The sequence below is a fragment of the Chitinophaga caseinilytica genome, assembly GCF_038396765.1.
Classification (GTDB): Bacteria; Bacteroidota; Bacteroidia; order Chitinophagales; family Chitinophagaceae; genus Chitinophaga; species Chitinophaga caseinilytica.
This window is the reverse complement of the sequence record NZ_CP150096.1, coordinates 3,279,593-3,292,591: the sequence shown is the minus strand read 5'-3', so window position 1 is coordinate 3,292,591 and position 12,999 is coordinate 3,279,593. Positions and strand designations below refer to the sequence as shown.

The window sequence follows — 12,999 nt, the reverse complement described above, 5'->3', positions numbered from 1 at the left end:
GACACGACAGTCAATGAGGTTCAGTATGTACAGGGTAATGTAAAGGTCAATACATAGGTATACCGCTTTATGGTTTAGGATTGGTTAATACAAACGCTCCGGATCAGTTTACCGCCACGATACGCAAAATTACCGGACACAAATTTGTTGGTGTGTCATTCGTTTTCTACTTTTATGATAAGAGCTATTCTAACCATAGAAATATTTCTACGAACCCGGGAACCTTATGCCAAAGATTATTATTGCCGAAGACCACAGCGTACTGAGAATGGGAGTCAAGATCATTATCGGCGAACGTTATCCTAAAGCCTTTATCCGCGAAGCGGACACCTTTTACCATGTACTGGATTTGCTGCGGGAAGCGCCCTGCGACCTCTTACTGCTGGACATTCAGCTGCCCGGCGGCGGCCATCCGCGCATGATCGCCGAAGTGCAGGGCATTCGCCCGGCCACGCCCATCCTCGTGTTTTCCAATTTCGATGAAGAAACCCACGCCATCAGCTACCTGAAAGCCGGCGCCAGTGGTTATCTGCAGAAAACCGCCCCTCCCGAAACCGTCCAGGAAGCCATCAGCACCGTTATCGGCGGCGCGCCATGGATCAGCGCGCCCATGCAGTCGCGGCTGCTGGGCCATTTCCCGAAAAACAAAATGCAGGAATCCTCACAACTCTCGCCGAGGGAGTTCGAAGTGATGCAGATGATGGTCAAAGGCGCAGGAAACCCCGAGATCAAGGCCGCCCTCAACATCCAGTCGTCTACCCTCAGTACGTTTAAAATGAAAATTTTCCGGAAGATGGGAGTTAACAATGTGATCGAACTGGCAGACAAAGTCAGTGCGTTCCCCGCTCGCCAGGAAACCAAACCGTAAATTCGGTTCCTTTCCCAGCTTCCGCCGTAGCCGCCACGTGCAGGCCCATCGTTTGCGCCAGCTCCTTGACGATCATGAGCCCGATTCCGCCGCCAGCCAGCGGATAATCGCGGGAGGCGCCATGGTTGAACCACTGGACGAGGTCTGCCCGCATCCCCGGCCCCGAATCCGAGATCACGATCACCGTTCCGCCGCCCACGTCATTGGCCGAAAGCGCAATCCGCCCGTTGCGCGTCACTTTCACGGCATTGTCTGCCAGGTTGTGCAGGATCACCGACAGCAACACCTCGTCTCCATACAACGCCAGCGAAACCGGGATTTCGTTCACCAGCTCCGTCCCCTTTTCCGAAGCGATGCCGGCAAATATCTTCAGCACCTCGCCGGCAGTCTCAGCAGGGAAAAATACCGTCTCCTTCACATCCCGCTCCTCGATCTGACTCTTCAGATACCGCAACAGGTTGGCCACCATGTAATATAAATAATGGGTATGGTCGTTCAGGATGCGCGACATGTCGGACAGCGATTTCGCCTCCTTCCCCACCGTTTCGAATATCTTCTGCGACAGCAACTGCTGGTATTTCAGCGGGGTGAGGATGTTGTGGGAAACGGACTGGATGATCTTCTCCTGCAAGGCCGACTTCGCCTGCAACTCCCGCGTTTTCGAAGCCACCAGCTCCTCCAGCATGGCGTTCTTCCGGTTGATATAAACCGTTCTTAAACGTGTAACCAGTAACGTTATTACCACACCCGACAGCAGCAGCGCGAAGTAGAACAGGCGCGATTCGTACCAGGGCGTTTTTACATGCAGGCGCAGGGTTTTGTCGGTAAAATTCCCGGGACCGAACCCGTCCATCTTGCGGACCACCAGCGCATAATCGCCCGGCGGCAGGGCAGACAGCGTTACGCGCCCGTCTGCCGGCAGCGGGATCCAGATCGTATCGCCCGCTCCTACCCGCACCAGCGCATAGTTCAGTTGCAGGTTCTTCCGGTTGCCCATATATGGGCTGCTGAATTCCAGCTGAAGGGAATGGAACTGCCCCGGCAGGCGGATCAAGCTGTCGGCCGCCAGCGCTTCCTTGTCCAGCAAAGCCCTGTCCAGCGAAACCACCGCCCCGGGCAAAAGGGGCCGTACGGAGTCGGGATGGAAGAGCACGACGCCGTTCAGCGAAGGCAGCGCCACATATCCGTTCCCCATTTCCGCCGCACAGGGCTGGCATCCGCCGTTGAACTCGTTGGTGGCAAATCCGTCGCTGCGATCGTAATAATGATAATAGGGCGAAACGGTGGAATCGGCGGCATAAGCCAGCAAATCCGTCCGCCGCGCCTGGAAAAGACCTTTGTTGGTCGGGATCCACAAATACCCCTTTTGGTCTGCGTAAATGCAGTGCGCATTCGCCAGGTAGCGGTCGTTATCCGCCGGGAACGCCGTCAGCCGGCCGTCCTTATAAAGAAAAAATCCGTCTTCGTAGGTCGTGATCCACACTTCGCCGGGCCGCGTCACTTTCGCGCTGCGTACATACTTTCCCGTTAGTCCGGCTAATGAATCCAGGCGTCGCGAAGCCATATTGTAGATATAACATCCGCGGTTAGCACCAATGTACATGATGTTCCCGTCTTCCGCGAAACAGGTAGGGTCGAGCCATAGCTGCAGGAGCTTCGTGGCGGCAGTGTCCGGTTTCCGGCAGTCGATCGTCCATACGCCCATGTGGTTGTTCAGCCCGATCCAGAGCTTTTGCCGGCTGTCCGTGTACAACATCGTGATCTTGGCGGGCAGTTGCCACCGGCCGGTTTGCCGGAGCGGCGGCAACAGGTTGTAGCGCATCAGCTGGTTGTGCCCTTTCGTCCACATGTTGCCTAAACCATCCAGGCTCATGCTGTAGTAATCGGAGCTGGTCGCCTGCCAGCCGAGCCGTTGCACCCCGGACCCCGGCAGCCCCAACAGGAACCCGCGCGTCAGCACGCGGTCGGGGCCATAGGGAATTACGCTGTAGTGGCTGTTATTGCCGTCGGGCACGTGGTTGCTGGAGAAAGACTGCGGGGTAAGGATGAAAAGTCCGAGCGTGCCGCTCCCGAGGTACAGGCTGCCGGAGGCGGTATCGTAAAAGGCGGCGTTGATGTTGTTCGCCTTCACATCGAATCCGGAGAATACTTTCCGTGTGTGGAGCCCATCGCCTTTGGCTGTAGTAAGGTAAAAGGAATGATTGAAGTACAGCAGCACATGGCCCGGATAGAGCCGGTTCCAGAAAATCTTTATTTCTCCCGGCCGGCGTGCGAAGGCGGGATCGCGGGCGATGTCGCCCCGGAGGCGCGCGGTCTGCATTTGCGGGCCGAACCGAACGGAGCGCCCGTCCTTTTCCAGGAAATACAGCACGCCGTTGAGCAGGAAAAAGTTCCAGCTGCCGTGATGGAGGAACGGGTGCTGGTATTCGGGCTTGCCGTCCCGGAGGCTCGTCATCTTGCCGTTCCTGTAATCCACAAAGCGGTCGTTCCCCGTCTGCCAGTGGAGACATTCCAGCTCGGCGCCCCAGCCCATGGGGCGGAGCGGCAGGCGGATGTGGTAGGAAATGCCGCTGTCGAGCGAATTATCCGGCTGGCGCCAGCGTACGAAATCGCGGGCGGAGAGCGGGGTCAGGGAGTCGCGGGTTACGTGGCCGTGCGCGATGGTCACTACTTCGTCGTGGTAGTTCATGGCGCTGAGGCGTCCTTTCTCGTCGAAGAAAATATTATAGTAACGGTTGTTCTTCAGCGGAGGGTTTTCGCCCGTCCACAGCCGGAAATGCAACCCATCGAACCGCACCAGCCCGTTTTCCGTAGCGAGCCAGATATACCCTTCCGCATCCGCGCCGATGGCGTTTACGCTGTTTTGCGGCAGCCCGCTGCTGTTGTCGTAATGCCGCAGCAGATAACGTGCGGTATCCATCCCATGCTGCGCTTTCGCGGCAAGGCAAAGGGATATCAACACAGATATGTAGATAAATAATTTCAGACTGGTCCGTTTCCGTTTTAGCACGCAAATTTAGCACGCCATCTCCCGAAATCAAAACTTCCTGCTTTTTCCGGTAAAAAGTACCGAAACACGACAACCCGTATAGCCGTTACAGATAGCTAAAATGAAAAAAGGTCGCCTGGATTTCCGGTATTTCCCCATAAAAGTGCCGGAACACGACAACTCGCATCGCCGTTACGCATAACCATGAAAGGAAAAAGACTCGTTAGGATTTTCAGTAAAAAGTACCGGTACACGGATCATCGTATATCCGTTACGTATAGGTATGAAATAAAAAAGGGTCGTCAGGAATAACAACCCTTTCTTTTAAAACCATATCCTTTGAAAAACCAAAATAGTTCCTGTATGTACAGCCTTCCGGCCCGTGGTTTCGAACGGGCGGACGGATAGTGATCGTGTGTGAAAAAATGGATAGCAGCGGATGGGAAACGGGGGTGGACGGGTGATTTCCACAACAGGGGCAAGACCGGGGCGGCCGGGAGGGCCGTCGTAAACCGGCAGGTTTCCAAACGCGGCACAAAGATATACCGTCTCCATGGGCCGGCCTGTAGTAATTATTCGACATTCGGGGCATTCATCCGGCAAACTCGTCAAAATCGCTAGCTTTGCCGGCATATTACCAGTCCATGAAATCTGTACTCGTATCGGAAGACCATGCCATTGTACGGTTCGGCATTACGACCATCATCAAAGACCTGCTGGAGCCGGTGAAGGTGGTGGAAGCCGCCGATTTCGACGAAACCATCCGGCATTTGTCGGAACAACCCTTCGATCTTCTCATTCTCGACATCAATATCCCGGGCGGCAACAATCTCCAGATGATCAGCGCGGTGCGCCTCCGGCAGCCGAATATCCGGATCCTCATTTTTTCGGGGTACGACGAGCAGATTTTCGGCATTAATTATATCCAGGCGGGGGCAGACGGCTATCTCGAAAAGCACGCCCCGGAAGAAGAAATCCGCCGCGCGATCGTTACCATGGCCGAAAACGGCAAATACATCACGCCCGGCATCCGCACCCGGCTGATGGACCATGGCGGCCATCATGGCTTCGGCCCCCACGGCACGGTAAACCCGCTGCACACGCTGTCGGGCCGCGAGAAGGAAGTGATGCATTTACTGGCGAAAGGAATGAGCGTGATGAACATTTCCAAAGAACTGAACCTGCAGGTCACCACCGTGAGCACCTACAAAAGCCGGATCTTCGAAAAGCTCAATATCTCCAACATTATTGAATTGGCGGAAATGGTACGCCTGTACTCCAACTGAGTTACAAATTCGCGGGACGCTCTTTCCGGCCGGCGGATTCAGCTACCGTCGCCACCCGTTTCTCCCGCGTTTCGGGGCGTTTTGCCATGGCGATCCACGCCAGCATGAGCTTCTGGACCGATTTTGCCTGGCTGGTAAACCAGGTTTTGGCGCCGGGATGGGATTTGAACGCTTTTTCCAGGTCTTTGGGGATGAGATATTGCTCCACTTCGTCGAGGATCGTCCAGGAACCGTTTTGCTTGGCCACTTCAATGCAACGCAGCCCGGCTTTCGTCATTTTTTTGGCGGCGATCAGCTTTTCGACCTTGTCCTTATTGATTTTCGACCAGTTGCTGTTCGGCTTCCGGCGACTGAAAAACTGGATGAACGTATGCTCGTCCAGCGTTTTGCGGGTACTGTCGATCCACCCGAAGCACAGCGCCTCGTCTACCGCCTCGCTCCAGTTGATGACGGGCTTGCCGGATTGTTGTTTGTACATGACCAGCCATACCGATTTTTCGGTCTGATGGTGTTGTTTCAGCCATTGGCGCCATGCCTGGCTGCTTTCGGGCGTAAAGGTGGGTGCGTCCTGTTTCAACATTTGAATGGGTTTGTAGCACAAATGTATTCCGGGGGATTGACAGCCTTATGTCAGTAGCCCGCCAACTTTATTTTATTTCGCTTGCCGGAGGATGTATGCCATGGCGCGGTCGATGCCCCGCCGGTCGTCGGCAACCTCCGTCCTGATGGGCACGCCGGGCATCACCGGCATATTCGCTGCGCGGGTGCCGCTTGCCCCATGACTGAGTGAAGACGTAGACTGGATACGGATTTTGCTGGCCGGCAGCTCGATGGTGAACGCTTCGCCGTAATCCTTTGTCTTTTCGCCGGTGGGCTCACCCACGATGGTGCCCAGTTTCCAGGTTTTCACGACATCGGCGAGGGCCATGGCGCTGGAAAAGGTGAAGGGCCCGGTGATGAAATATACTTTTCCTTTGAACAGGGAGTCTGCGTGCCGCGAGGGCAGCTTCTGCACGAGGGGATCGCTGGAATTCCAGATGGTACCGTTTTCCCGGCGCAGGTAGGGAGCGGTGGTATCGCCGTTGGCGATGAGCGCATCCTTGTACGGCTGGCTGATTTTCCAGCTTTTGAGGCCCCAGGAGTAGGGTTTCCGGGTAATATAACTGAGCAGGATGTCGGCCAGATCGGTATTGCCGCCGCTATTGTTCCGCAGATCTATCGCCAGCGTATGTACGTTGACCTGCTGGAACGCGGTGAAAGCGGAATCGAGGAAGGCGGAGAATTTCGCCGGACTGGCGCTCAGCGTCCTCACATCCAGGTACCCCACTTTCCCGGCACGCACTTCAAACACGAACGGCTCCGTGATATGGGGCATACTCACCGCCAGCGCCGCTTTCAACGGAACGCGCTGTTGAATTACGGTCTGTGGCGATCCCTTCTCCCGGAACGTTACCGTGAATGGCGGGCGAACGCCTTTCAGGTAAAGGAAATACGAAAAAAGCCGTATGCCTGCCTCCCGGCGGAAGGCGGGAAGGCCGGCCAGGTGCGTATCCAGCTCCCTGCGCAGCGCATCTATACTTACGCCGTTGATGCTGACGATAGGCTCGCCCGGCTCCAGGCCATGGACGATGGCCATCATGCGGGGAACATACACGCCGTTTTTGTCTTGCAACAACCGGTACGGGAAGAACAACGGACTTTGGAAATCGTCACGGAAAGCCGGCTGGCCGAGCTGCGGGGTACTGTGGGCATCGCCGATAAGGGCGGTGATTTCGTACATCTTCCACAAAAATTCCGGGATGGAGATGGAGTCGCCGATGGCGCTTTTGATCTCCCCTGTCCGCCGGTCGAATTCCTTTTCAGTAATTTCCGCGAAAGGCGAATAATGCGAAGCTTTCATCGTTCGCACATAATAATCGATATCGGAAACGGCCTGGGCGCGCGTGAGGGGGCTTTGGGCGAATGTGTTCCCGGTGATCAGGAGCAGGAGGCAAAAAACAATTCTATTCATGGAACGAAAAGGTAGGTAAAATCCGAAACAGTGGATGCAAGCCAAGTCATAAAGCTGCGTTAATTCTGTTGGCGATCAGCCTGGCGGGGTACTGCCGGATGTCGGGGAAGCGGTCGCGGTAATACACCCAGTAACTACCGATCCGGTCTTCCGTCAACCGCCAATATGCCGGGTTTTCTTTCACGAACCGCGCGAAAGTTGTCATGTTCACACCGGTGATGTATGCATCCAGGTCCTGGATAATTTCAATGACGTATTCTCCGAGCAGTTGCAGCACGAAAGGTACCATCCAGTAATCAAGATCTTTGTCCAGCGCCGCCAGGGCCCGCTGCCGTACGAACCCGTCGTGGTTCCGGAGAAAGGTGCAATGATACATCCGTAGCTGCGTTTCCGTGAATTGCGGCACCTCCGCCTCGAAATCCGGCTCCCGGCAATGCATGCGCGCCGGAATATGTACCTGCTCACCGTCCAGCGAAAATATGGGATGATTATACTCGTCGATAGCGCGATCGTTATTGAGGGTGCCGGATAAATGTTCACCAACGGCCAACGCATCCGGCCGCAGTTTTTCGGGCCAGGCCCGGAGGAATAAAGTAAAATCTGATTGGGATAACATAATATTTGATCGGGTTAGGGATGGGAATGTATGCTATCCCAAAATAATAACATTCTTCCAAAATCAAAACCAGGGGAATGGCGGCCCCTTTTTTCGTTTCCTGCTAAATTTCCGCTAAATCGTTACATTTAAGGCGCATAACACGTTTTTAGACCGCCGAGATTATGACTACGCCCGAGATTTACCGCGAGAAATCGCCCTTATCGGAGAAAGATTGCTTTGTTGTGTTCGACAGAAGGAAGTCGTCGTTCACCTTTCCCGTGCACGTGCATCCTGAATTCGAGCTGAATTTCGTGGAAGGGGCGCCCGGGGCGGAGCGGGTCATCGGCGATTCGGTGGAAACCATCGGCGAGCGGGACCTGGTGCTGATCGCCAACCCGGAGCTGAAGCACGCCTGGAAAGACGGGGCCTGTACTTCCAGCAATATCCATGAGATCACGATCCAGTTCCATTCTTCGCTCATCGAGCAATATCTTGACAAGAACCAGTTCCGCAGCGTTCGCCAGCTTTTTTCGCGGGCGGCCAGGGGCGTGAGTTTCGGGACGGCTACCATAGACAGGGTGCAACCGCTCCTGCGCATCCTCACCATGGAAACGGATGGTTTTTATTCCGTGATGCGGTTTTTGATGTTGCTGCATGAATTGTCGAAGGGAGATGACTACCGCGAGCTGTCGAGCACCGCCACGCCGGAGATCAACAGCGCCGAGCGACAATTGCAGCAGTTACGGACGCTCATCAACCGCCAGGTGTCGGGAGACATCGGGATGACGGACGCCGCGGCGGTCCTCAACATGAGCCGGTCTACCTTCGCGCGGTTTCTGAAACTGCATACCGGTATGAATTTTACGGATTATTTGCTGGACGTGCGCATCAACCTGGCCATCCAGGAGCTGAAGGCCGGAGCGCCCATACCGGACGTGGTGGCCCGCTGCGGTTTCAACAGCATTTCCTACTTCTACCGCGTCTTCAAAAAGGCAAAAGGCATCACGCCGGCGGAGTACCGCGACATGTCCCGGAAACATCAAACCATCATCTGATTTCCGGGAAACCGGCTGACGCAGAAGTTCAACCCGATTGAACAAATCGTACAACAAAACCTCCCCACAAGCAAACTTCCCCAACCTGCCTGCCCCTCCCGGACAACGACGTCAATCCGACATTTAATCTTCCCTGAACTGCCACTGCGGGCATTTACGCCCGCAACCGGAAATTTAGCGTCCGTTAGCGTCAGCTGTATTCCATACGCCTGCAAAATTGAACCGATTGTTCAATCAAAATGAGCAATACGGTCAATCCTCCGAAGCACCAATCTTCTAGCTTTACCACCGGATAAAAACGAGACAGCAACCAAAATGATAAGCAATCGCGCCCCGCAGCGGGCCCCATCAGACATAACACCTTTCTTCAATACACTTTAAAAATCCGCTTCTACGTATGAAAAAAATCGCATTCATACTGCTATTTGGAGTATTCAGCCTCAACGCATGGGCGCAACAGGCGCGCCCGCTCAAAGGCACGGTGACCGACAGGGAAAACAACCGGATCCCCGGCGCCACTGTCCGCATCAAGGGCACTAACAAAGGCACGACCACAGACGCCAACGGTAATTTCTCGCTGGACGTCGAAAAGGGCCAGACCCTGGAATTCTCTTCCGTGGGCATGCAAAAGATCGAAATCAAAGTCGGCGAATCCGCGAACGTGGCCATCACACTGGAATCTGACAGCAGGCTCGAAGAGGTGATCGTTGTCGGTTACGGCCGTGTGAAAAGAAAAGACCTCACGGGCGCGGTAGCTTCCGTGACCGGTAAAGACCTCCAGGCAGACATCGCCAAGAGCGCCGCATCCGCCCTCCAGGGCCGCATCGCCGGCGTAACCGTCTCCAACAGCGGCGGCCAGCCCGGCGCCGGCATGAGCATCAACATCCGCGGCCTCAGCTCTCTCGGCTCCAACACACCGCTGTACGTGATCGACGGGGTGTATGGCGACATGAACATGGTAGACCCCGCAGACATCGCCAGCATCGAAGTGCTCAAAGACGCATCCGCAGCAGCGATCTACGGTGCCCGCGCCGCCAACGGCGTGGTGCTCGTTACCACGAAAAGCGGCCGCAAAGACATGGCGCCTACCGTGAACATCAACGCCCTGACCGGCGTTCAGAACGTGACCCGCAAACTGGGCGTGCTCGATGCCCAGCAGTGGAAAACCGTGATGAAACAATCCGGCTACCTGCCCCAGGAAGCCGTAGACTTCCAGGGCGAAGGCACCAACTGGCAAGACGAAGTATACCGCTCCGCCCCCATCTCCAAGCTGAACCTCAGCGTGGCCGGCGGTACCGCACGTTCCACCTACAACCTTTCCGCAGGTTATATCAACCAGAAAGGCGTTATCCTCAATTCCGGGTTCAAATCCTACAACATCCGCGCAAAAAATACCTTCAACTTCCTGAACGATCATGTACGCCTGGGAAGCACCATTTTGCTGCGCAATTCCAACAAGCAGATCAACTCGATGACCATCACCGATGCGCTCCGCCAGAACCCGCTGATGACCGTTTACAACCCCAACCAGCTCGGCGGGTACACCGGCATCTCGCCCTGGATGAAGAACATGGACAACCCGGTGGGCCGCTCCATGCTGTTCAACGAACAGCAACACGTGAACGAGCTGCTGGTGAACGGTTATGCGGAAGTAGACCTGTTCGTGAAAGGACTGAAATACAAATTCAACCTCGGTATCAACCGCAACAACGGCCGCAACTACAACGCGAACGTGCCCTATGATTTCGGTTCCGGTTCTTACCAGTCGCGCCTCGCCGAAGGAGCGTTCTTCAACAACCAATGGCTGGCGGAGAACACTCTTCACTACGATAACGAGATCGGCAACCACAACATTTCCGCTGTGGTAGGTTATGCCGCGCAGAAGAACTCCAACCGCGGGTTCGGCGCCAGCCGCCTCGACGTTCCCTTTGGCACCGACGCGATCAACGCAGGCCCTACCACACAGCAATCCACCAACGGTTCGCTGCAGGAAAACGCCCTGGTATCGATGTTCGGCCGGGTGATGTACAGCTACGATTCGAAGTACCTGTTCTCCGCTTCCGTTCGTCGCGACGGATCGTCCAGGTTCGCGCCGGGCCACCAGTTCGGCGTGTTCCCCTCCGTTTCCGTAGGCTGGAACGTGATGAACGAAAACTTCTTCGCGCCATTGAAAAACTCCATTGACGAGCTGAAACTGCGCGCCAGCTACGGCGTACTGGGCAACCAGGAAATCGGTAACTATACCACCCAGAGCATCAGCACCAGCGGTATCAACTACATCCAGGGCGGTACCTGGTGGATGGGTACCAACACCGGTGTGGAATGGGTAGCCCTTCCGCAACTGACCTGGGAAGAGACCAAAACCAGCAACATCGGTCTGGACGCGAGCTTCCTGAAAGGCAAGCTGACGCTGAACGCCGATTACTTTATCAAGGAAACCGACGGCGTACTGCTGAACATCGGTCAGCCCGGCTCCACCGGCATCAAGGGCAGCCCCCCGATGAACGCCGGCATCATCCGCAACACCGGGTATGAAGTGCTCGTGAATTACCGCAGCAACATCGGCCAGGTGAATTACAGCATCGGCGTGAACGGCTCCACCGCGAAAAACAAAGTGAAAGCCATCACCGTAAGCAGCACCATCCAGGAATTCGGCGGTTACAACCCACAGGGCGAAGGCACGGTAACCTGGGCGAAAGTGGGATATCCCATCGGCTCGTTCTTCGTGACCAAAACCGACGGCCTGTTCCAGAGCCAGGACGAAGTGAATGCACACGTAGGGAAAGATGGTAAGCTCATCCAGCCCGATGCGAAGCCCGGCGATATCCGTTATATCGACTTCAACGGCGACGGAAAGATCGGTGACGACGACCGCCAGTTCGCAGGCAGCCCCTTCCCCAGCTTCATGTACGGTATCCGCGGATCGCTGGAATATAAAGGGGTCGACTTCGGGTTCTTCTTCGACGGTATGACCGGCAACAAAATCTACAACTACACCCGCGCCCGGATGGAATCCATGAACGAGTATACCAACTTTGGCAAGGATGTGCTCAACGCGTGGACGGAAACCAACCGCAACACCGACATGCCCCGCTTCACCCAGGAAGACAAAAACAAGAACGCCCGCCGCGTGAGCGACCGCTGGCTGGAAAGCGGCAATTTCCTCCGCCTCAAAACGCTGGAGCTCGGCTATTCCCTGCCCAACACGCTCGTGCAGAAAGCACGTTTCCGCGACGCCAGGGTGTATGCCGCTATGGATAACGCTTTCACCATCACCAAATACAAGGGCTATTCCCCCGACCTCGGCCAGAACAACGAGCAGAACGGCGGCGGCGGCGGCACCATGACAAGAGGTACCGACCACGGCCGTTTCCCCCTCGCGAGAACGATCATGGTAGGCCTCCAGGTGAACTTCTAAGACTGTCATCCACAACATCGACCGAAAAATGAAAAAAATGAACTTTTCCACTATAAAAAGAACTTCATTTGCCGCCTTCCTGGCGTGCACGTTCGCAGCCTGCAACGAATCGGAATTCCTCAACCTGACGAATCCCAACCAGGCCGTAGATAAAACCTTCTGGACGTCGGAAGCCAACGCACAGGCTGCCATGGCCACCGTCTACTCCCCCATCCGCGGACAGATGTACGGCTACTTCGGCGGCTACACCGGCTGGCATACCATGAACCGTGCTGACGATGTCTGGTTCATCCTCAACGAGGAAATGCACAACTGGGAGCCCGCTACCTACACCAACACGCCCAACACCGCCGAAAGCGATTTCGACCGGCTGTACCAGGCTATCAACCGCGCCAACGTGGTGATGAAGAACGTGCGCAACGTGCCCATGAGCGAGGCAAAGAAAAACGAGCTCTACGGCGAAGCCGCCTTCCTCCGCGGGTACAACTACCTGTTGCTGGCGGCCAACTTCGGCAATGTGCCCCTGCGCCTCATCCCCGCGCTGGACGATCAGGCCGAAGTGATGAAAGCTTCCTCGCCCGAGGCCGATATCTGGAAACAGGTGATCGCCGACTTCAAAACGGCGAAGGAATTCCTCCCCGTGACCCGCCCCGCGAAAGAATCCGGCCGCGTGACCAAAGGTGCCGCCATTGCCCACCTCGGTAAAGCATTGTGCTATACCAAGCAATACGCGGAAGCCGAAACGGAACTGCGACTGCTGCTGAGCGCGCCTTA

General features: G+C 55.7%; 8 protein-coding genes and 1 pseudogene. 5 read left to right on the top strand and 4 right to left on the bottom strand.

The features are described 5' to 3' along the window. Nucleotides 1-226 precede the first annotated feature (226 nt). A complete protein-coding gene (locus WJU22_RS13575; RefSeq protein ID WP_341838722.1) occupies nt 227-868 on the top strand; it encodes a response regulator transcription factor in 642 nt (213 codons plus the stop codon). Here WJU22_RS13575 and WJU22_RS13570 read toward each other — a convergent pair. Further along, a complete protein-coding gene (locus tag WJU22_RS13570; protein WP_341838721.1) occupies nt 831-3,788 on the bottom strand; it encodes a sensor histidine kinase in 2,958 nt (985 codons plus the stop codon). The genes WJU22_RS13575 and WJU22_RS13570 overlap by 38 nt on opposite strands. Before the next feature lie 713 nt (nt 3,789-4,501). Between WJU22_RS13570 and WJU22_RS13565 the strand changes: the two genes are divergently transcribed. After that, nucleotides 4,502-5,143 carry a response regulator transcription factor gene (locus WJU22_RS13565; protein WP_341838720.1) on the top strand — a complete coding sequence of 214 codons (642 nt, stop codon included), beginning with the start codon at nt 4,502-4,504 and terminating at the stop codon, nt 5,141-5,143. 1 nt (nt 5,144) lies between these two features. Here WJU22_RS13565 and WJU22_RS13560 read toward each other — a convergent pair whose 3' ends face one another. From WJU22_RS13560 to WJU22_RS13550, 3 genes are all read right to left on the bottom strand, one after another. Continuing rightward, complete coding sequence (locus WJU22_RS13560; RefSeq protein ID WP_341838719.1) at nt 5,145-5,723, bottom strand: YdeI/OmpD-associated family protein; 579 nt, start codon at nt 5,721-5,723, stop codon at nt 5,145-5,147. Nucleotides 5,724-5,795: 72 nt separating this feature from the next. Beyond that, nucleotides 5,796-7,154, bottom strand: a complete 1,359-nt coding sequence (locus WJU22_RS13555; protein ID WP_341838718.1) for a S41 family peptidase — start codon at nt 7,152-7,154, stop codon at nt 5,796-5,798. A gap of 46 nt (nt 7,155-7,200) precedes the next feature. Beyond that, on the bottom strand, nt 7,201-7,770 hold the full coding sequence (locus WJU22_RS13550) for a hypothetical protein (protein ID WP_341838717.1): 570 nt from the start codon (nt 7,768-7,770) through the stop codon (nt 7,201-7,203). A 164-nt stretch (nt 7,771-7,934) separates the two neighbouring features. Here WJU22_RS13550 and WJU22_RS13545 point away from each other — a divergent pair, with 164 nt between their 5' ends. The 3 genes and pseudogenes from WJU22_RS13545 to WJU22_RS13535 form a co-directional block, all read left to right on the top strand. Then, a complete protein-coding gene (locus WJU22_RS13545) occupies nt 7,935-8,807 on the top strand; it encodes an AraC family transcriptional regulator (protein WP_341838716.1) in 873 nt (290 codons plus the stop codon). Between the two features lie 397 nt (nt 8,808-9,204). After that, nucleotides 9,205-12,225, top strand: a complete 3,021-nt coding sequence (locus WJU22_RS13540; RefSeq protein WP_341838715.1) for a TonB-dependent receptor — start codon at nt 9,205-9,207, stop codon at nt 12,223-12,225. A 28-nt stretch (nt 12,226-12,253) separates the two neighbouring features. Next, nucleotides 12,254-12,871: pseudogene (locus WJU22_RS13535) on the top strand (RagB/SusD family nutrient uptake outer membrane protein); the annotation flags it as partial. Nucleotides 12,872-12,999 lie beyond the last annotated feature (128 nt).